At 60.5% G+C, this 19,342-nt stretch carries 22 protein-coding genes and 3 tRNA genes; 18 read left to right on the top strand and 7 right to left on the bottom strand.

Annotated elements, in window-relative coordinates:
* Positions 1–43 precede the first annotated feature (43 nt).
* A complete protein-coding gene (locus MHK04_RS02385) occupies positions 44–304 on the top strand; it encodes a MoaD/ThiS family protein (RefSeq protein ID WP_049358915.1) in 261 nt (86 codons plus the stop codon).
* Here the strand turns inward: MHK04_RS02385 and MHK04_RS02380 are convergent.
* Entirely contained in the window at positions 301–693 is a 393-nt protein-coding gene (locus MHK04_RS02380) for a phage holin family protein (protein WP_049358913.1), read from the bottom strand. The two genes, MHK04_RS02385 and MHK04_RS02380, sit on opposite strands and share 4 nt — an antisense overlap.
* Positions 694–1,746, bottom strand: a complete 1,053-nt coding sequence (gene hisC, locus MHK04_RS02375; RefSeq protein WP_239207814.1) for a histidinol-phosphate transaminase — start codon at positions 1,744–1,746, stop codon at positions 694–696.
* Positions 1,747–1,856: 110 nt separating this feature from the next.
* On the opposite strand from hisC, the gene MHK04_RS02370 reads away from it, so the two are divergent.
* Positions 1,857–1,945, top strand: a tRNA-Ser gene (locus MHK04_RS02370).
* 77 nt (positions 1,946–2,022) lie between these two features.
* Here MHK04_RS02370 and MHK04_RS02365 read toward each other — a convergent pair.
* The 3 genes from MHK04_RS02365 to MHK04_RS02355 form a co-directional block, all read right to left on the bottom strand.
* Positions 2,023–2,247 carry a hemolysin III family channel protein gene (locus MHK04_RS02365; protein ID WP_239207815.1) on the bottom strand — a complete coding sequence of 75 codons (225 nt, stop codon included), beginning with the start codon at positions 2,245–2,247 and terminating at the stop codon, positions 2,023–2,025.
* A gap of 80 nt (positions 2,248–2,327) precedes the next feature.
* On the bottom strand, positions 2,328–2,711 hold the full coding sequence (locus MHK04_RS02360; RefSeq protein ID WP_239207816.1) for an NUDIX hydrolase: 384 nt from the start codon (positions 2,709–2,711) through the stop codon (positions 2,328–2,330).
* A gap of 28 nt (positions 2,712–2,739) precedes the next feature.
* On the bottom strand, positions 2,740–3,501 hold the full coding sequence (locus MHK04_RS02355; protein WP_239207817.1) for a hypothetical protein: 762 nt from the start codon (positions 3,499–3,501) through the stop codon (positions 2,740–2,742).
* A 117-nt stretch (positions 3,502–3,618) separates the two neighbouring features.
* Here MHK04_RS02355 and MHK04_RS02350 point away from each other — a divergent pair, with 117 nt between their 5' ends.
* The 9 genes from MHK04_RS02350 to MHK04_RS02310 all read left to right on the top strand — a co-directional run bounded on the left by MHK04_RS02350 (position 3,619) and on the right by MHK04_RS02310 (position 11,315).
* Positions 3,619–3,981: a YidH family protein gene (locus MHK04_RS02350; protein WP_049359000.1), complete on the top strand. Its 363-nt coding sequence runs from the start codon at positions 3,619–3,621 to the stop codon at positions 3,979–3,981.
* Positions 3,974–4,282, top strand: a complete 309-nt coding sequence (locus MHK04_RS02345; RefSeq protein ID WP_200288386.1) for a DUF202 domain-containing protein — start codon at positions 3,974–3,976, stop codon at positions 4,280–4,282. Before MHK04_RS02350 ends, MHK04_RS02345 begins: the two co-directional genes overlap by 8 nt.
* Before the next feature lie 138 nt (positions 4,283–4,420).
* A complete protein-coding gene (mgtE, locus tag MHK04_RS02340) occupies positions 4,421–5,785 on the top strand; it encodes a magnesium transporter (protein WP_239207818.1) in 1,365 nt (454 codons plus the stop codon).
* A gap of 258 nt (positions 5,786–6,043) precedes the next feature.
* Positions 6,044–7,618 carry an SLC13 family permease gene (locus MHK04_RS02335; protein ID WP_239207819.1) on the top strand — a complete coding sequence of 525 codons (1,575 nt, stop codon included), beginning with the start codon at positions 6,044–6,046 and terminating at the stop codon, positions 7,616–7,618.
* 42 nt (positions 7,619–7,660) lie between these two features.
* The gene (locus MHK04_RS02330) at positions 7,661–8,734 is read left to right on the top strand and encodes a GTP-binding protein (protein ID WP_239207820.1); all 1,074 of its coding nucleotides are present in this window, start codon (positions 7,661–7,663) and stop codon (positions 8,732–8,734) included.
* Between the two features lie 120 nt (positions 8,735–8,854).
* Positions 8,855–8,927: transfer RNA gene (locus tag MHK04_RS02325), tRNA-Arg, on the top strand.
* Positions 8,928–8,988: 61 nt separating this feature from the next.
* Positions 8,989–9,180 carry a hypothetical protein gene (locus tag MHK04_RS02320; protein ID WP_086588618.1) on the top strand — a complete coding sequence of 64 codons (192 nt, stop codon included), beginning with the start codon at positions 8,989–8,991 and terminating at the stop codon, positions 9,178–9,180.
* A gap of 168 nt (positions 9,181–9,348) precedes the next feature.
* The gene (locus MHK04_RS02315) at positions 9,349–10,272 is read left to right on the top strand and encodes a DUF418 domain-containing protein (RefSeq protein ID WP_239207821.1); all 924 of its coding nucleotides are present in this window, start codon (positions 9,349–9,351) and stop codon (positions 10,270–10,272) included.
* A 2-nt stretch (positions 10,273–10,274) separates the two neighbouring features.
* Complete coding sequence (locus MHK04_RS02310; RefSeq protein ID WP_239207822.1) at positions 10,275–11,315, top strand: trypsin-like serine protease; 1,041 nt, start codon at positions 10,275–10,277, stop codon at positions 11,313–11,315.
* Here MHK04_RS02310 and MHK04_RS02305 read toward each other — a convergent pair.
* On the bottom strand, positions 11,312–12,340 hold the full coding sequence (locus MHK04_RS02305; RefSeq protein ID WP_239207823.1) for a prephenate dehydrogenase: 1,029 nt from the start codon (positions 12,338–12,340) through the stop codon (positions 11,312–11,314). The genes MHK04_RS02310 and MHK04_RS02305 overlap by 4 nt on opposite strands.
* A 39-nt stretch (positions 12,341–12,379) precedes the next feature.
* Between MHK04_RS02305 and MHK04_RS02300 the strand changes: the two genes are divergently transcribed.
* The 6 genes from MHK04_RS02300 (at position 12,380) to tgt (ending at position 17,753) form a co-directional block, all read left to right on the top strand.
* On the top strand, positions 12,380–12,859 hold the full coding sequence (locus MHK04_RS02300; protein WP_239207824.1) for a tRNA adenosine deaminase-associated protein: 480 nt from the start codon (positions 12,380–12,382) through the stop codon (positions 12,857–12,859).
* 25 nt (positions 12,860–12,884) lie between these two features.
* Positions 12,885–13,316, top strand: a complete 432-nt coding sequence (locus MHK04_RS02295) for a nucleoside deaminase (protein WP_200289076.1) — start codon at positions 12,885–12,887, stop codon at positions 13,314–13,316.
* Positions 13,317–13,367: 51 nt separating this feature from the next.
* Positions 13,368–13,568, top strand: coding sequence for a CsbD family protein (locus tag MHK04_RS02290; protein ID WP_005323174.1), 201 nt, complete (start codon positions 13,368–13,370; stop codon positions 13,566–13,568).
* 90 nt (positions 13,569–13,658) lie between these two features.
* A tRNA-Ser gene (locus MHK04_RS02285) sits at positions 13,659–13,746 on the top strand.
* Positions 13,747–13,950: 204 nt separating this feature from the next.
* Positions 13,951–16,506, top strand: coding sequence for an MMPL family transporter (locus tag MHK04_RS02280; protein WP_239207825.1), 2,556 nt, complete (start codon positions 13,951–13,953; stop codon positions 16,504–16,506).
* Positions 16,507–16,508: 2 nt separating this feature from the next.
* Positions 16,509–17,753, top strand: a complete 1,245-nt coding sequence (tgt, locus tag MHK04_RS02275; protein ID WP_239207826.1) for a tRNA guanosine(34) transglycosylase Tgt — start codon at positions 16,509–16,511, stop codon at positions 17,751–17,753.
* On the opposite strand, the gene MHK04_RS02270 is transcribed toward tgt, so the two are convergent.
* Positions 17,738–18,412, bottom strand: a complete 675-nt coding sequence (locus MHK04_RS02270) for a queuosine precursor transporter (RefSeq protein ID WP_369707467.1) — start codon at positions 18,410–18,412, stop codon at positions 17,738–17,740. The genes tgt and MHK04_RS02270 overlap by 16 nt on opposite strands.
* A gap of 33 nt (positions 18,413–18,445) precedes the next feature.
* On the opposite strand from MHK04_RS02270, the gene gluQRS reads away from it, so the two are divergent.
* Entirely contained in the window at positions 18,446–19,339 is an 894-nt protein-coding gene (gene gluQRS / locus MHK04_RS02265) for a tRNA glutamyl-Q(34) synthetase GluQRS (RefSeq protein WP_239207827.1), read from the top strand.
* Positions 19,340–19,342 lie beyond the last annotated feature (3 nt).

Genomic DNA, 19,342 nt, shown 5'->3' with positions numbered 1-19,342 from the left:
CACGGTCTCGACACGGCAGGGGTGCGTAGGCATAGTAGAAGGCATGTTGACCGTTCACTATTTCGCTGCCGCACGCGCCGCCGCGGGGGTGGCTTCTGAGCAGGTAGACGCCCCCGCTACCTTGGGTGATTTGGTAGTGCAGCTGGGCAAGGACCATACCGGCACCACTGCGGCCGGCATGAGCCTGAAAGAAGTGCTGGGGCGCTGTAGCTTTCTTATCGACGGCGCTGGGAACACCGCCATGGATTCTCCCCTGGCCGGCGTGACCCGCGTGGACGTTCTGCCACCTTTTGCGGGCGGCTAATCGCGCTGGCGCAGCGGACTAGTAAAGAAATTGATGACGCTGCTGACGATGGACAGCACGATGGCGCCGATAATCGCGGCGCCCCAAGAGTCGATGACAAGGTGGCCAATCCCGAGGTCAAGCGTATTGAGCGCCCACTCCACGATGATGAGCGCTGCGCCGTTTATGACGAGGGAGAACAGCCCGAGTGTCAGGCACGTCAGCGGTGCGCCAAGGACGCGCAGCACCGGCGTGACTACGGCATTAATGATGATGAAGACGATGGCAATGGCGATGAAATTTCCGGTTTCGGCCGGAGTGATGGAGATTCCGGGAATGACAGTGACCACGGCCCACAGCGCCACCGCAATGGCAAAGACATTCAGGGCGAAGTTAATAAGCGATCGCATTTAGCCTCCTACGGTTGCATTCCATGCCTTAAGCAAAGTGTCGGTTTCTTCCTCGGTAGTAACGGTAATACGAATTCCCTCGCTAAAGGCGCGAACGAGCACGCCGCGTTCGGCGAGGCGGGCGGCTATCTCCTGCGGAGTGCCAAGACTGGCAAGATTCTGAGCCGGCAGCCACACGTGATTCGCCTCGGAATGCGGCACGCCCCAGTCCTGCAGGGCTGCTTCTAAGCGCTCGCGCTGGACGACGGTCTCCTCGGTACGCTCCCGCAGCGAATCCTGCGCCGCCAGTGCCGCGCGGGCGCCAACCTGTGCCACGGTGCTGGCGGAGAAGGGGATAGCCACCTTATTGAGGGCTTCAATGATATTTTCCGGGCCGAAGGCATAACCGATGCGGACCCCGGCCAGGCCATAAGCCTTAGAGAAGGTGCGCAGGCACACCAGGTTGGGAAAGGTACCCACCAGCTCCGTGCCCAGCGGAGTGTCGGTGGCGCGGTTGTATTCGATATAGGCCTCGTCGAGGGCTACGAGGACGTCGGCAGGCACGGCATCCATGAATGCGGCGAACTCGGCCTTGGTAATCGTGGTACCCGATGGGTTATTGGGATTGCACACGAAGATGAGCCTGGTTTTATCCGTGATTTTCTTCGCCATGGCAGGAAGGTCCACGCGCTGGTCTGTACTGAGCGGAACCGGAATGGGGTGGGCGCCCACCACTTGGGCGAAGATGGGGTAGGCCTCGAAGGAGCGCCATGGGAAGAGGATTTCTTCGCCAGGGGTGGCGGCAATTTCAGCCAACTGTTGGCACAGTGCGGATGAGCCGGTGCCCACCGCCACCTGCTCCTGATCCACGCCCAGGTGCGCGGCTAGGTCCTCGCGCAGTGCGGTGGCCGCAATATCCGGGTAGCGATTAGCCTGTGCGGCTGCCTCCGCCATGGCAGCGGCCGCTTCTGGCAAGGGCGGGTGAGCCGCCTCGTTAGAGGAGAGCTTGAGTGCGTCATCGTTGCGCGCACCAGCGACATAGGCAGGGATGGCTTTCAGATCGGGGCGAATCATGCCTACCACTGTAGGGCCTGCGCCTTTGCTACGGGAGCGAAAGCAGGGGGGGCTAGTTTGGCAGCGGCGGGGCAGGCAGGTATTCTCAAACGAGGTTCCTTGTGAACCGTGGAGATGTGCCAGAGCGGCCGAATGGGGCTCCCTGCTAAGGAGTTGACCCTTCTGGGGTCCGGAGGTTCGAATCCTCTCATCTCCGCCAATTAATCCCGAGCGAGTGTGCTCGGGATTTTTTATTCGGGTTTTATTCTCGCCGGCGCCGTGAAGCGGAGAAATCTGCTATTTGCGCTGGTACTTGGCGCAGCGGCGGAAGAGCGTGAGCATGCCGGTGCCGAAGATGAAGCTTCCGGTAAAAGCCGCAGCGCGCAGGGAAGTGACCTCGTGGAAGAGGGCAGGCACCATGAGAATGGCGATAACAGAGCTAATGACTCCTAGGACGAGGAAAGTAATCGTCACGATAGGTCCCAGTGTGGATTGCTGCGGCATGGGGGTCAGTCCTTTCATCACTCAATTCTGATGAAAATAACTCTAGGTTGCCCTCCCAGGAGCTGCAATAGGAAATTCTTAAGGGATCAAGCAGGGCCTTAGGATTCTAGGGCAGGAAAGACCTCGTCGCGCAGTAGGTGGGCGAGCTCGCGATTTGGGTTGGTGGGGTCTACCCATGCGACTTCCGCAATCTCTGCGGCTGCGCGGGCAAGGATTGGGCGAGGATAGGTAAAGATGTGGCCGCGCACGGTTTCGCCGGGTTCGTTGGCGGCCGGCGCGTCGAAGGTGCCGAGCGGGGAAAGCTCCGGGAGGCGGACCTCCACACCGATTTCCTCTGCGACCTCGCGGGCTGCGGCCTGTGCGGGGGTTTCGCCAGCCTCAAGCTTGCCGCCAGGTAACTGGAACTTGGTGGACGAATCCTTGCGCACGGTGAGGACATGGCCAAAGGAATTACGGAAAACTACGGCGGCAACTTCAATCATGGGCCCGACTATAACTCGCTGCGGCGGGTTAGTTCAGAATGCCGGGTGCCCACTCGCGCTCCACTTGGGCAAGCGCTGCTTCTATTTGTTGCTCTTTCAAGCCGATGTCGGGAGTACCGGCGGATACCGGGTCACCGGCGAGCACGGCAAGTAGTGTCCAGCCATTATTAACGCTGGGGCTCACACGCAGATCGTCGGGGTTTTCCGCAATGGCAGTGCCATCTGTCCTCATCAATTCAGGCGGATAGTCGACAGCTTTCACGGTTGCGAGCTCTGGTAGTACTTCCGTGGAGCCATCAGGAAAGAACACCATGATGCGCGCCCGGTGGAAGTAATAGTGGTCATCGCCTACAGGGTTCTTTTCTTCCTTGGTATCACAGTGGTAGAAGTTTCCCACCAGCACGGGATAAAACTCGAGCCAGTTATTGGCCCACGCTGTGCGGAGCAGAGTGCGCTCATTGTGGGTCGAGGCCAGCCAGCGAACGGGCTTGGAAATGCCGAATGCGATGATGGACAGGCTGATGAGCAAGGCGATGCGGAAATCGAGCCCGGTAAGAGCAAAGGGGAAGAATCCCAGAATTACGATGCTACCCATATGGAAGAGCTGGAAGAGGAAGTCGAATTTCGTATGGTTCTTGGAGGGGCACGGGCCGTTGTTAAAAACGGTCTCGCGCAAGCCGGTGGCATCGGGGCGGGTATTTGGGGTGCTGACGCGCTTGATGTTCTCTTTGCTGAAAAACTCGTCCTCGTGCGGGGAGGATGGCACGTAGTTGCACAAGCGCAGGTTCATAGGGGATGGATGCTCCTTGGCTCAGGGGGCTGGCCTGTGCCTATGAGGCTACGGTAAGGCGAAGCGTTGCGTGGGCCTGTCGCGACGCAAGAGACAAATGAATATAAAGTGGTGCCCATGAGTGACTCGAGGTTTCCCCGTTCGGTGTTTGCAGTTGGCACCGACCCTGATCCGCGTTTCACGCTCGCTAATGAGCGCACGTTCCTGGCGTGGATTCGCACTTCCCTGGCGTTGATTGCTGGCGGAGTAGCACTTGAGGCCTTTGACGTTCCGCTGCCAGGCACCCTGCGTGCCGCGGTATCGGTCTTCATGTTGATAGTCGCCATTATCTTGCCCGTGGTGGCGTGGGGGCATTGGAAGCAATCAGAGCGCGCAATGCGAGAGAATCGATCGCTACCGTTTAGTTTCGGCCTTCCGGTCCTTGTTGCTGTAATCGTGGTGGTGGCTGGTGCGCTTTTGGTAGGCGAGTTCCTTGTCTAACCAGCCCTTTGATCCTGGTCTGCAACCAGAGCGCACGCGCCTGTCTTGGCAGCGCACCCTTTTGGCGCTTTCCTTAGTGTTGCTAGGCGTGATGCGGGCGGTGAGTGTGCACGTCTTTTTGCCGCTCGTCCTCCTTGCCGCCGGGGTGCTGGCGCTGGTCTTGGCGGTGTGGCAACGTGCCTCGCTTGTCGACGTCGCCCTGTCTTCCCAGGCTCCCCTTCCGCATGCAATCATTTTGGCCAGTACTGCCGGTCTGGTGTCTTTGCTGGCAGCCTTCGCCCTGTGGGGTCTATTCCTGTAGTTATCTCGGTGTCGTCATTGAGGTGGCTTCTGGGCGTCGTCATGCGGCCAGGGAGGATCTCTGGCGGATTTTCTGGGCAAATGGCGTAGTCTAAGAAGGCTGAAGTCAATAACCTGGGGCTGGAAAGGCGGGTAGGCCATGGCGGAGACCACCGAGCGGGCTAGCGATATTGTCGAGGCATGGCTCAAGCAAGAAGACGCCATTGACCCCACCAAGGCCCCGCGCCTCCAGGAACTCCTGGAGAGGGTGCCCCTGCAGGAACTCATCGCCGTCGTCGAGCGGCAAAATGCCGTCCGGTCGGCCTTGGCCCTGCGCTTGCTGCCGCGCCAGAAATCAATCGTCGTCTTTGATGCCCTCGATGCAAAGCACCAGGCCGATATCATCGATGAGCTGGGCAATGCTGATGTCTATGAGTTCTTCGACGAGCTTGATCCGGAAGACCGCGTGGCTTTGCTGGATGAGCTGCCCGCGGAGATTGCGGACCGGCTGCTGCGCTCACTGACTCAATCCAAGCGCGATGTCACGGGCGTGGTGTTGGGCTATGTCAAGGGATCGGTGGGGCGCCGAATGTCGCCCGAGGTGCCTGGAATCCACCCGGACATGAGCGTTAGGGACGCGCTGTTTAAACTGCGGGAGACCGCACATGAGCTGGAAACCATCTACACCGTGCCCATTACCCGCGAGGATAGGCGTCTTGTGGGAGTGGTGAGCCTGCGCGAAATCTTCACCGCTGATTCCGCGCTGACCATGGCCGATATTATGCACGATCCCATTTTTGCCCGTGCTAGTGCTGACGCGGAAGAAACCGCGCGTTGGTTCCTCCCATTGGACATTCTTGCACTGCCAATCGTGGATGATTCGCACCGCTTGGTTGGTCTGCTGACGTGGGACGATGCTACGGACATTGTGGAGGAAGAAGATAGCGAGGACTCCGCTCGTGCTGGCGGTACCGAGGCCCTTCAACAGCCGTACCTATCCACGCCTTTGCTCAAGCTGGTGCGCTCGCGCATCGTATGGCTGCTCGTGCTAGCAGTTTCTGCGCTGTTGACTGTGCAAGTATTGGACTCCTTTGAAGGCACGCTGGCCAAGGCCGTGGTTCTCTCACTATTTATCCCGCTGCTGACCGGCACCGGTGGCAATACCGGCAATCAGGCTGCCACCACTGTGACCCGTGCTTTGGCGCTGGGCGATGTCCGCACCCGCGACCTCGTTGCCGTTTTGTGGCGCGAGCTACGCGTCGGCATGTTGCTAGGTGCCGTGCTCGGCTTGGCGGGACTGGGCCTGGCTACGCTGGTTTATGGCATGAGCATCGGCCTAGTCATCGGTTCGACGCTGTTTTTGATTTGCTCGATTTCTGCGACCGTAGGCGGGCTGATGCCCATCGTGGCTAAGACCATCGGTGCCGATCCGGCGGTCTTTTCTAACCCGTTTATCTCTACCTTCTGTGATGCTACGGGCCTCATTATTTACTTCCTGATTGCCAAGACCGTGCTGGGAATTTAACCCATCCTTCATCGATCGGGGGTGGAGGAGTGGTGGAGCCATTTCTGGTTTTAGGCAGGTGTGGTGTGTGCTATTCGGGGGTGCGGGGGTGGTTTATTGTGACGGGATATGGTTTCTGCGTCACATGTTTTGTATGGTCAGTGCATGCTTCGCAGTGAATTAGATAACTTTCTATTTGCTGTCTAGGCCAGCTAATAACCTGGGAAGTACGGAGCATATCCCTCAGCACAGTCCTCTCTTAGTGAAGGAGCGCGCGGTATGACCACCCCGCATACTCACGAATCCACCGCCCACACCGAAGGTGACGAAGCCCCTAAAGTCCCACGCGGCGAATGGCGCCGGCAGTTTATTGGCCTCTTCGTGGGCTTGGCATTGGCGGTACTTGTCTTCTTTATCTTCCCCTCCAATGCCATCGAGACAGTCCAAGGCTCCTCTGGCGCAGATCCGGAAGCCGAGTACACGCTTGGTGCCATCCGCGCTGTTGCAGCGGTGACGATCCTTATGGGCGTGTGGTGGATGACTGAAGCTATTCCGCTCGCTGCCACCGCGCTGCTTCCGTTGGTTGTTTTCCCTCTAGCTGGCGTCGGATCAATCAAGGAAGTAGGCGCCCCGTATGCCTCCGCCACCATTTTCTTGTTCATGGGTGGCTTCCTCATCGCGCTGTCCCTGCAGCGCTGGAACCTGCACCGCCGCTTGGCCCTCTATGTGGTGAAGGTGATTGGTACCTCTCCCAAGCGCCTCATCTTGGGCTTTATGCTGGCCACCGGATTTTTGTCCATGTGGGTTTCTAATACGGCTACGGCCGTGGTCATGTTGCCTATTGGTACCTCGGTGCTCGCGCTGACCGCAGAGACCGTAGGTGGCTGGGAGAAGCAAAAGAAATTTGCCACGGCCCTCATGCTGGGCATTGCCTATTCCGCGTCCATTGGTTCGCTGGGCACGCTCATTGGCACCCCGCCGAATGCCTTCCTGAACGCGTATATGGCCGATACCTGGGGCATTACCCTTGGCTTTGGTCGATGGATGGCGGTCGGTGTGCCGCTTGCCGTGATCTTCCTGCTGATTGCTTGGGCACTACTTATCACCATTTTCAAGCCAGAGATGAAGGATATTCCGGGCGGCCGTGAGCTTATCGACGATGAGATTAAGGCCCTCGGCCCTTGGACCCGCCCTCAGATTATGACCGGCATCATCTTTGTTCTGGCCGCCGCAGCGTGGGTAATCCTGCCGCTGGTGCTTAAGGAATTTGAGAACTATGACGATGCCATCGTGGGTATCGCTGCCGGCATCGTGCTCTTTATTCTTCCGGCGGATAATCAGCGTCGCACTCGACTGCTCGACTGGAAGACTGCCAATGAGATGCCGTGGGACGTTCTCTTGCTCTTCGGCGGCGGCCTGTCGCTGTCCTCGGTCTTTAATTCTTCCGGACTGTCCCTGTGGATTGGTGAGATGGCTAAGGGACTGAGCGTCCTCCCAGTTGTCCTTGTCGTCGCCGCCGTAGCCGCACTGGTGCTCTTCCTGACTGAGATCACCTCTAATACCGCAACGGCTGCCACCTTCATTCCAATCATGGGCGGCGTTGCCGTGGGGGTTGGCCTGACCGCGGAGGGAGATATCAACGTTCTTCTGCTCACCATCCCAGTGGCGCTCGCGGCAACCTGTGCATTTATGCTCCCCGTGGCTACCCCGCCGAACGCCATTGCCTATGGTTCTGGCTACGTCAAGATTGGCGAGATGATCAAGGGCGGTCTCGGACTCAATATCATCGGCATCTTCCTCATTACCCTTACGGTGTATCTACTGGCAGTGCCTATCTTCGGCCTCTCAATCTAGGCGACATAGCCATTCCCTAATGAAAAACGTTATCATTAGGGAATGGCTACACCCGTTACCGTGCTGTCCGGATTTTTAGGCAGCGGAAAAACCACGCTCTTAAACCACCTGCTTGCTAACCGCGAGGGGCGCAAGCTGGCCGTCATTGTCAATGACTTCTCCGAGGTCAATATTGACGCCGCCCTCGTTGCCGGCGAGGGCCACCTTGAGCGCGGCGAGGATCGCTTTGTCGAGCTATCCAATGGCTGCATCTGCTGCACCTTGCGTGAGGATCTCATCGAATCCGTGGGCAAACTCGCCCGCTCCGGCCGCTTCGATCAGATTGTCATCGAATCCACCGGCATTTCCGAGCCTATGCCCGTTGCGGCCACCTTTGAGTGGGAGTTTGAAGATGGCACGACGCTTGCCGAAGCCGCGTCTATCGACACCATGGTTTCCCTCGTGGACGCTTCCACCTTTCTTGACCAGCTGCGCCGTGGCAAGAGTCTCGCATCCCAGAGCATCGAAGCCACGCCTGGCGATGACCGCACCGTGGCTGACCTCCTAGTGGACCAAGTTGAGTTTGCTGACCTTATCCTTATCACCAAGACTGATTTGGTTGATGCTGCCGAAACCGAACGGGTCATCGCTACCGTGCGCGCCATGAACCCCCGTGCCCGCGTCGTGATTGTTACCAACGGTGTCATCGACCCGCGACTCGTCCTCGATGCCCACTTGTATGACACAGCTACCGCTGCCGCCTATCACGGCTACGCCGAAGAACTGGCCAACCCACATACTCCCGAGACCGAGGAATATGGCATCTCCTCGGTGGTCTTTCGTGCGGATCGGCCCTTTAATCGCGAGCGCTTACTTGCCGCCCTGCGGGCCAGTACCGGTCTGGTGCGTTCCAAGGGTTATTGCTGGATCGATACCGATCTGCGCGTTGCGCACGCCTGGCAGCAAGCCGGCCCGAACCTCCAGATCATGCCCGCGTCCCTCTGGGCGGCCAATGGCGTGACCCCTGGTGCTGAAATTGTTCTCATCGGCATTGACTTCGACCACGAGGCCACCCTGCAAGCTTTCCGGGACGCCCTGCTTTCCGACGTCGAAGTTGCCGCCCTCATTCCTTCCTAAAGCCTTCCTGCTTCTCGTGGGTAAACACCAAGTGAACTGGGGATTTGGTAGTTTCCCAGACCGTGGGTATAGTTACTTCTCGTTGCACAGCAGAGCGCACGCACTGCTTACCAACGGTCTGCGCCCGTAGCTCAACGGATAGAGCATCTGACTACGGATCAGAAGGTTGGGGGTTCGAATCCCTCCGGGCGCACAAAATAAGCCGCCTTCGGGCGGCTTTTCTTGTATCTAATCTATTTCGCAGGTGCCCGTCTATGAAGTCTTCCTCATTGCTGCCGGGTCTCATTGCCGGCATTGTCCTTGGCCTCGCACTATGGCTCGGTTCTGGGAGCCTGTGGCTCCTTCTGGGCGGAGTTGTGCTTGGTCTAATATGCGCCCCGCTTCTCAAGCTTGCTGCTGATCCCTCTCGGTCGCGCAAATATCGCGATGATAACTTCCGCGATTAGGCGGATTTTCACTGCCGCAATAAGTCATATGTAACCCCTTTATAAAATGCAGGACACGTATAAAACATTCACAGCAACCTCCCAGACAGACTTAGTAGAAAAAGAAAGTCTTTATTAATAAGGGGACTGCGGCAACGCGCTCCCCTCTGTCTTGAAGGAGAACGCCCGGTGTCCGCGTCTTCGCGCATCGTTGGGCTTGATATAGCCCGCTCACTTGCCATTATTGGCATGGTAGTCCTGCACATGGCCTCCCTCGTGTGGCATACCAAAGTCATCCTCAACGGCCTGCCCGCCGCGCTTTTTGCCATTTTGGCGGGCATCACATTGATGATCATTGCCCGCAATTTCACGGTGACGACGCTTCTGCGCATCCTCGCCCGAGGCTGCATAATTACACTCATCGGCCTTGCTCTACTGCCCCTTGGAGGAGAGATTCAGGTCGTCCTAGTAGTAATTGGCATCACCATGATGTTGCTGTGCTGGGTTCCCCCGTTGCACTGGGCCTGGAAGCTAATCCTTTTCGCTGCGGCCACCGTAGCCGCGACCGTGAAATACGCTCCGCTGACCCTACCGCAGGTCTACCCACTGCTGGCCTATATCGCTTATTTCCTCGCCGGCATGCTGCTCTATGAAATCTATATTCGCAAGCAACGCGCAGTTGCGCAGTGGGTTTCCACTGCTATAGCCGGCATCGTTGCCGCTATCGGTTTTTACTTCCGCTTTACTACGGACATTCCTGGTTGGCTACGTTTTACCGGCCACACCGGCGTCGTGGGTGAGATCGTGCTGTCCATTGCCGTCGCTGCAGTCGTCCTACACCTCTGCCTGCTTGCTGGTCGAGCTGCGCCTAAGCTGGTCTATCCCTTTGCTGCGCTAGGTGCGATGTCGCTGAGCATCTACATCTTGCACGTGCTCACCGCTTACTACTGGCAAAGCCACATCGCCCTGCACAACACCGCCTGGGCCTGCGCTTTCATTGCCCTCTTCCTCGTTATCGCAACCCTGTGGCGCCGCCTGATAGGAAAGGGGCCGGCCGAATGGGCCGTCGCCAAAGCTATTTCCATCGCCGTTCCTGCCGGAAAGAAGGATTAATCATGCAGCACAAAATTTTCCCTGCCCTGCTCGCCGCCAGCATCGTGGCACTGACTGCCGCCCCGGCCACTGCTCTCGAACACGGTGATCCAGCAACGGACTCCCCGGAGGCCCGCACCGTCGCCCAACTCAAGATAGGACGCGTGGGTAGCTTCGGTGATTGTACTGGTACTCTCGTGGCCGCCCAGTGGGTGCTCACCGCCCGCCACTGCCTCGAGTCCGTCAACAACGAGGGCACGCAGGCCCGCATCAATGGCACCACCTACGACGCCGATTCGTGGGCGCTATCCCCGCTTTCCGACGCCGCCCTTCTCCACCTCACCGCCCCTGTCACCGATACAAAGCTCGCAGAGATTTCCACCCAAGTTCCGGAACCGGGCAAACGCGGCACACTCTACGGCTGGAGCAGTAGTTCTTCTATGGCGCGCCGCGGTCAGCTGCCCCAAGCGGAAATGGAAGTGGCCGAGCTCCTCGGCGGTAGCCCCGCCGAACCTGCTGGCGCGGACGCTGCCGCGAGCGCCGGTGCGGATGCCGATGGCGGAGAAAGCGTTCCCGCGGCCGAGGCTATGCCGGGGCTTAAAGCACCGGAGGGTACAGAAAGCGTGCCAGCCGGCGAGGCGATGCCGGGTGGGGCGATGCCGAGCGGGGCGCCCGATGGCCCGATGCCGCTTATCGAAAGCGCCATCCTTGATGTTCACTCCACCGGCCGAGCCGGTATGCAAGGCGGTGACTCCGGCGGCCCCTTCTTTGTCGACGGTAAACTCGCCGGACTCGCCACGGCGGGCACCGCGAACGGGGACCCAGACCTGCCTTCACCTAGCGCGGCTATTACCACGCTGGCCGGCACCAAGGACTGGATCGAGGGAGTGGTAAGCGGACGCGATAAGGAAGCGATTCTCACCGCGGAAACCACTCCCGAACCGCCGAAAACCCCGCAGACCAGCGCCGACCACGCTTGGCTTTATGCCGAAATAGCAGTGCTAGGTCTTATTGCCGCCGCGGTAGTATCCCGCATTCCCGGCCTACGGGGTCGCAAGCGCTAGAAAATCTCGATGCGCCCACCCAGGGACTCGGACTGGCGCAGCTGCGCCACCCAATTCGGGCCGCCTGGGTGTAGGCGCAGCACCGGGCGGGAAGAAATCTTGACCGGGGAGACCGATTCCTTGCGCGCGCCAGAACGGGCATCGATACGGGTGCGGGCGCGATAACCGGCGTCGGAAAGCTCGGCGATGGAAGGCTCGGGGGAGTCGAGCTTCTCGCGGGCGTCGCGAAGCAGATCCAAGGCCTCGTCCAAAGCCTCCACCAACGCCGGGGCATTGGTTTCGCACATCTGCTGCACTAGCTCCGGCTGCGTACCGGCCACGCGCGTCGCGTCCTTGAAAGAACCGGCAGACAGGGACTGCGCCAAGATTCCGCCGTTATCGCCCACCACGGCGAGAATTTCGGCGAAGACATGCGGCAGGTGGGAAATGCGCGCCACCGCAGCATCGTGGTTAGCTACGCGAATAGGAACCGCCTCCGCGTGCACCATCTGCGTCATGCGTACAACCTCGGTAAAGGTCTCAATCCACTGCTTAGGAATCTTTTCCCCACGCGCCTCGCACTCTGCGGCATAGTCATAAGTAATGCCCCACGCCGCACGGCGGAAGAGGTCCCGCTGGGAGTTATCCCAACCGGACTTGGAGGTGCCCGCCATCGGGTGGCCACCCACGTAGCGCGATTCCATGCCGCGTTCGAGGACCTGCTGGCGTACCGCAGTCTTTACGGAAACCACATCTGTAATACCGCAGCTAGGCGCGTGCTCCTGGATGGCATCGAGGACCTCGCCCACCGCGGTCATGGGAACAGCGATGACGATGAGCGCATCTTCGGCTTCCGCGCGGGTCAAAATAGAGGGAAGATCATCGGTGACGTCAAAGCCCTGCTTTACTGCAGTGCGGGCGCCAGAAGTGGAGTGGTTATATCCAAAAACGGGGTGTTTATACCCGGCTAGATCGCGCAGCAGAGAGCCGCCGATGAGGCCGAGACCGATTATGCAGATAGGGCGTTGAACATCTTGAGAACTCACGGTGACAATTGTGGCACAACACGACTAATCTCACGAGGTATGAGCAACGAAAATTACTCCTTCGCAGTAACCGTCGCCCGTAATACGGGCCAGTGGCTGGTGCGCAGCTTCAACGATGACTTCGAGGATCCGCAGACCTCCATCAATGCGGTGCGCAGCCTGCGCTCTGAGGGCGCTGCGTTCGCGCTGCTGTGCGTGGAGGATGCCTATTTCATCGCCGTGCGCCCCGTGCCGGGCGGGGTGAAGATGCTCATTTCGGATGCCACCTATGGCGTTGATGATGACTTTGCGGCCGATTTCATGGATATCAACGACCATGAAATCCCGGATGTGGACCCTGAAGAGGCCGACCCGTATGGCGAGGGCGATTTCGATATCTTCGCCGATCTCGGCCTATCCGAGGATCAGGTGGGCTACATCATCGACAATGACGAAGACTGGCCTTCTGATATGTTGCTGCGCATCGCCGGCGAGCTCGGCTTCGGCGATGAACTGGAAGACGTCATTGATAACGCCTGAGCCCCTCCAGCGCGCAGAGGCCCGCATGCGCCGCGCCCTGGACGTCGCCAAGTGCACCCCGGCAGGCGATGTACCGGTGGGTGCGGTGCTTTTTGACGCCACCGGAGCCGAACTCGCCACCGGAGTAAACCGCCGCGAGCAACGCGCCGATCCCACTGCCCACGCCGAGGTAGAGGCCATCCGCCAAGCAGTGCGCGTCTATGGAGACGGCTGGCGCCTTTCCGGCTGCGAACTTGTCGTCACCCTAGAGCCCTGCGCCATGTGCGCCGGTGCTTTGCAGGCTGCGCGCGTTTCTTCCGTAGTCTTCGGCGCTTTTGAACCCAAGACCGGCGCGTGCGGCTCGCTTATCGATGTCCTGCGTGCCCCCACCGCCCCCTTTGCCCCGCAGGTTCGCGGCGGCGTTCTGGAAGAGGAATGCGCGATGTTGCTCAGAAACTTCTTCGGCGACCTGCGCTGAAAGTGCGTACACTGGTGCTCATACATTATCCGTCTACTCAAAGGAGTGATTATGGGCGATTTGGAAAACAAGAAGGATGGCCTCGTAGGCAAGGCAAAGGAAGCCTACGGCGAAGCTACCGATAACAAGGACGTAGCTAACGAGGGCAAGGCCGACCAGGTCACCTCCGAGGCTAAGGACAAGCTGTCCGACGCTGCCGAGGGTATCAAGGACAAGGCTAACGAGGTTATCGGCGGCCTGAAGGACGACTAATCCTCATCCGTATTTCTGCATATCGCTGCGCTGGCACCCCGCTGGCGCAGCGATTTTGTCGCTCGGGCGCACTCCCGTAATCTGGAACGCGGTGGCGTGTCCGAGCGGCCGAAGGTGATCGCCTCGAAAGCGATTGTTGGGTAACCCCCAACCGCGGGTTCAAATCCCGCCGCCACCGCACCGAGATCCCGGTCTGTTTGCGCAGGCCGGGATTTTCTTTTTCCCGGCTAGGCCGCGGGGCACGGGGGGAGGGGCCCGGCTGGCCGCCAGCTGTGAAAACTGGGACGCAGGTGGCTTCGCGATAGGGGATTATAGGGTGCGGCCACTACACTAGGGCGAAGTTCACCCCGTCCCCCACGTGAATGCGAAGGTACATCTACCCGTGGCTACATTGCTTTATCGTCTTGGGCGCTGGTCTTTCCTCCATAAGTGGAAGGTCATCGTGGCATGGCTGCTGCTGCTCGCCGCCGTTGGCGGTGCCGCCGCCTTGCTGATGAAACCGATGACGAGCGAGTTCTCCATTAAGGGAACCCCGTCTATCGATGCCACCTATAAGACCATGGACCTCTTCCCAGAGGGCGGCAACCCTGCCAATTCACCCTCGGTCAACGTGGTCTTCAAGGCCCCAGATGGCCAGAAGCTTTCTGATCCAGCAAACCGCGAGGCCATCGACGCCACCATCTCCTACCTCGAGGACAACCTGAAGATGGGCGATACCACGCGCTTTGGCAACCCGCTTGAGGTCTCGCCCCGTCTGCAAGATCAGGTCATCCACCAATTCACGGATATGGGGCTGCCGGAAGCATCCGCCCGCGCTGACGCGGATAACCTCGCCATGGTCAACGATGACGAGACCATTGCGTATACCACCTTCAATTTTGACGCCGAGTCGCCTTATAGCGTGGAGCAAGCAGATAAAGACACCGTCACCGAGGCGATGAATATCGCCCGCGACCGCGGCCTTACCGTCGAAGGCAATGGCGCCGGCTTTGGCGATGAGATCGCGGTCAACTCCACCTCCGAGATCATCGGGCTGGGCGTCGCTTTCCTCGTGCTCATTTTTACCTTCGGCTCGCTGGTGGCCTCGGGGATGCCATTGGTTTCCGCCGTCATTGGCGTGGGACTCGGCGCGCTGGGCATGTTTATTGCCACCCACTGGATTGAGCTCAATAATATGACCCCGGTTCTGGCCATCATGATCGGCCTGGCTGTGGGCATCGACTATGCGCTGTTTATTCTTTCGCGCTACCGCGCCGAGCGCCGCCGCATGGATGGGCCCGATGCCGCAGGCATGGCGGTGGGTACGGCCGGCTCCTCCGTGGTCTTTGCCGGCGCGACGGTCTTTACCGCGCTCTTCGCGCTCATCATTGCGCGCATTGGCTTCCTCACGGCCATGGGCTTGGCCGCCGCCGGCACCGTCGCGATCGCCGTCTTGGTCTCGCTCACGCTCATCCCTGCGATGCTGGGCTTGCTGGGCGATAAGGCCTTCCATGGCCGAATCCCCGGCGTGGCCGGCAACCCGACCCGCAAGGGCAAGCGCCGCCGCGGGCCCACCATGGGCAACCGGTGGGTGCGTTTAGTCCAGAAGGTGCCCGGCCTGGCTATGGCGCTGGTCGTGCTCTCCTTGGGGGCTATGACCGCGCCGGTACTCCAGATGGAGCTTGCCCTTCCGGCCGATACCACGTCGAACCCCGATACCACCCAGCGCAAGGCCGCCGACATCATGTCCGAGGGCTTTGGCCCCGGCGTCAACGGTCCTTTCCTCGCCGTGGTCGATGCCCACACGGTCAACGCGGAATCCGGCGCCTTGGCCCCGCTTGTCGACGCCCAGTCCCAACCCGAACCAGCCCCAGCCCCCGCACCCGCTCCCGCGCCGGAGCAGGACGCGGCCGAGAATGCTGCCCCCGAAGAGGAGATGCCTGAGCAGCCGCTGGGGGACCAGCCCTCAGCCGAGCCGGAGATCGCCCCGGCCGCTGAGGTGGTAGACACCTCCGCAGAGGATAAGGCCGCGCTCGCGTCCTTCCTCTACACCGCGGACCAGCTCAAGGGCTTGGGCGGGGTGAAGCACGCGCAGATTGTCGGCCTGAGCCAGGACAAGCGCGCCGCACAGATCATGGTTACCCCTGAAACCGCGCCCACGGACGCTGCAACGGTGAACGTCGCGCACGCGCTGCGCTCGGCCACCGGCGAGATCGAGGACGCCACCGGTACCGACATCGGCCTGACCGGCCTGACGGCCGTGCAGCTCGATATCACCGAGCGCCTCGAGGAAGCCATGGTGCCGTACCTGGCCATCGTCGTGGGTCTGGCCATTGTGCTGCTGCTGTTGGTCTTCCGCTCCATCTTGGTGCCGCTGGTTGCGGGCTTGGGCTTCCTGCTGTCCGTCGGCGGCGCCTTCGGCCTGACCGTCCTGGTCTGGCAGGAAGGCCTGTGGAACCTGGTGCCCGCGCCGGGCCCGCTGATTTCCTTCATGCCCATCTTCCTCATCGGCGTGACCTTTGGCCTCGCGATGGACTACCAGGTCTTCCTGGTCACTCGCATGCGCGAGCACATCTCTCGCCACCCGGAGGGCACCGGCGGGCGTTATAGCGCCGTCGATGAGGCCACCATCACCGGCTTTACCCAAGGCGCCCGCGTGGTAACGGCCGCAGCCATCATTATGATTTCGGTCTTCGTGGCGTTTATTAACCAGCCGCTTCCATTTATCCAGATCTTCGGCTTTGCCTTGGCCGCCGGCGTGCTTTTCGACGCCTTCTTTATCCGCATGACCCTCGTCCCCGCCACCATGTTCCTTATGGGCCGCGCGACGTGGTGGATGCCAAAGTGGCTGGCCAAGATTCTGCCCACCCTGGACATCGAAGGCACCGCCCTGGAAGAAGAATGGGAAGCTAAACACGCCACCCCAGCCCCTATCCCTGCAGACAAGGAAGAAGAATAGAAATGGACTTGAGCTTCGACATCGGCAAGCGCCTGCCCGAAGGTCCCGGCAAGCACGGCCGCAGCGGTGTCATCCACACCCCACACGGCGATATTCAGACCCCGGCCTTCATCCCGGTGGCCACTAAAGCCACGGTAAAGACCCTGACTCCGGAGCAGATTCGCTCCACCGGCGCGCAAGCCATCCTGTCGAATGCGTACCACCTTTACCTGCAGCCAGGCCACGATATCGTCGACGAGGCCGGCGGCGTGGCGGAGTTTGAAAACTGGCACGGCCCGACCTATACCGACTCCGGCGGCTTCCAGGTGATGTCGCTGGGCGTAGGTTTCAAGAAGGTCCTTGCGATGGATATCGCGGAACTTAGCGATAAGGACATCCGCGCGGCAAAGAAAGAGCGCATGGCGCAGGTGGACGAGGACGGCGTGGATTTCAAATCCGTTATCAACGGCTCCAAGCACCGCTTCACCCCCGAGAAGTCCATGCAGATCCAACACGGGCTGGGGGCAGACATCATGTTCGCCTTCGACGAGCTGACCACGCTCGTTGATACGCGTACCTACCAGGAAGAATCCGTCGCGCGCACGTACCGCTGGGCCAAGCGCTGCCTGGATGAGCACGACCGCCTCACCCGCGAGCGCACCCACCGGCCGAAGCAGTCCCTGTGGGGCGTCGTTCAGGGCGCGCAGTATGAGGACCTACGCCGCCAGGCCACCCGCGGCCTGCTCGACCTCGATCGCACCGCCCGAGAGGAAGGCAAGCGCGGCTTTGGCGGTTTTGGCATCGGCGGCGCGCTGGAGAAGGAAAACCTGGGCACCATTGTCGGCTGGGTCTGCGATGAGCTACCCGAGGACAAGCCGCGCCACCTGCTCGGCATCTCCGAGCCGGACGATATTTTCACCGCCGTCGAGGCCGGTGCCGATACCTTCGACTGCGTGGCGCCGACCCGCTTGGCGCGTCGCGGCGGCGTTTACACCCTCGACGGCCGCATGAACCTCACCAATGCGCGCTTTAAGCGCGATTTCGCTGGGGTCGACGAGGAATTCGGCGGCTACGTATCTGAGAATTACTCCCGCGCCTACCTGCACCACTTGCTCAAGGCGAAGGAATTCCTCGCAGGCACGCTGTGCACCATCCACAACGTGGAGTTCATGATTCGCCTGGTGGATAATATCCGCGCCGCCATCGACGGCGGCTACTACGAGGCCTACCGCGATGGATTCCTCGGCCGCTACTACGCCGGCAAGTAGTCCTCGCGCTTTTTAACCCACGAGATAACCATGGCCGTCACCGGCAGCATGACGGCCTCCATCAGGGTCTTCCACACGAATCCCACGATGACGTAGTTGATGAAACCACCCACCGTATCCACGCCGATTACCGGCGCGGCGATGGCGCAAAACAGCAGCGTATCGCCGAATTCGCCCACCACGGTAGAGGCGATAAGGCGCGCGAAAAGCCCCTTTTCGCCCGAGCGCTTCTTCATCGCAGTCAGCGTCCAGGCATTGAGTAGCTGGCCCACGAGATAGCCGGCTAGCGAGGCGGCCAGAATCTGCGGCATCAGGCCAAGCGTGGCCGCGAAGGCCTCCTGGCCCTCATAGAAATCGGCCGCCGGCAGCCAAATGGCGATATAGAAGCACACGGCCGCCAAGATGGCCATCGCGAAGCCGATGTAGACCGCGCGCCGGGTGGATTTAAAGCCATAGCACTCGGAGAGCACGTCGCCGACGATATAGGCCAGCGGGAATAGAAAGAAGGCACCGTCGGTCACCAGCGGGCCGAGCTGGACGCCCTTGGTGGCGTTGATATTGGAAATCAGGAAGGTCACCACAAACACGGTGACCAGCCAAGGGTAGAGAGTAGAGCGGACGGGAATGAAGCGCACTTCAGCGCCGTTCGTTTTTTCCATGCCCGCCATTGTGCCAGCCCGTAGACTGTGGGCATGAATTCTGCGACCACCGGCGCCGGCCGCTACGCGCCGAGCCCCTCGGGGGATCTGCACTTCGGCAACCTCCGCACGGCGCTTCTGGCGTGGCTTTTTGCCCACTCGACGGGGCGGCGCTTTGTGGTGCGCGTGGAGGACATCGATAAGCAGCGCTCCTCCCAGGAATCGGCCGAGCGCCAGCTGGCGGACCTGCGCGCGCTCGGACTGGACTGGGACGGCGAGGTCATCTACCAGCACGATCGCGACGCTGCCTATGAGCAAGCCTTGGACCAGCTGCCCACCTACGAGTGCTATTGCTCGCGTAAGGACATCCGCGAAGCCTCCCGGGCCCCGCACGCCATCCCCGGCCAGTACCCGGGCACCTGCCGCAACCTCACCGAAGACCAGCGCGCGGCCAAGCGTGCCGAGCTTGCGGCCCAGAATCGCCAGCCCGCCCTTCGCCTGCTTGCCGACGTCCCCACTTTCACCATCCACGACGCCCTCCACGGCACCTATACCGGCGACGTGGATGACTTCATCCTGCGCCGCGGCGGCCAAGACACCGGCTGGGCGTATAACTTGGCCGTCGTCGTCGACGATGCGTTCCAAGGTATCGACCAAGTCGTCCGCGGTGATGATCTGCTCTCCTCCGCGCCGCGCCAGGCCTACCTGGCCTCGCTGCTCGGCATCGCAGCGCCGGAGTATATCCACGTCCCGCTCGTGCTCAATGAATCTGGCGATCGCCTAGCCAAGCGCGACGGTGCGGTGACCATGCGGGAAATGGGGGAGGTGGGGGACGTCGTCAAACAGCTGGCGGCCTCCCTGGGATATGAAGCCGACAGCGCCGCAGAGCTGCTCGCGCAATTCGAACCCGATCGCTTGCCTCCTGATCCCTATACCTGGCACGGGTAAAAT

It is taken from the genome of Corynebacterium nasorum (genome assembly GCF_022345765.1).
In the GTDB taxonomy this organism is placed as follows: Bacteria; Actinomycetota; Actinomycetes; order Mycobacteriales; family Mycobacteriaceae; genus Corynebacterium; species Corynebacterium kefirresidentii.
This window is presented reverse-complemented; position numbering and strand designations above follow the sequence as displayed.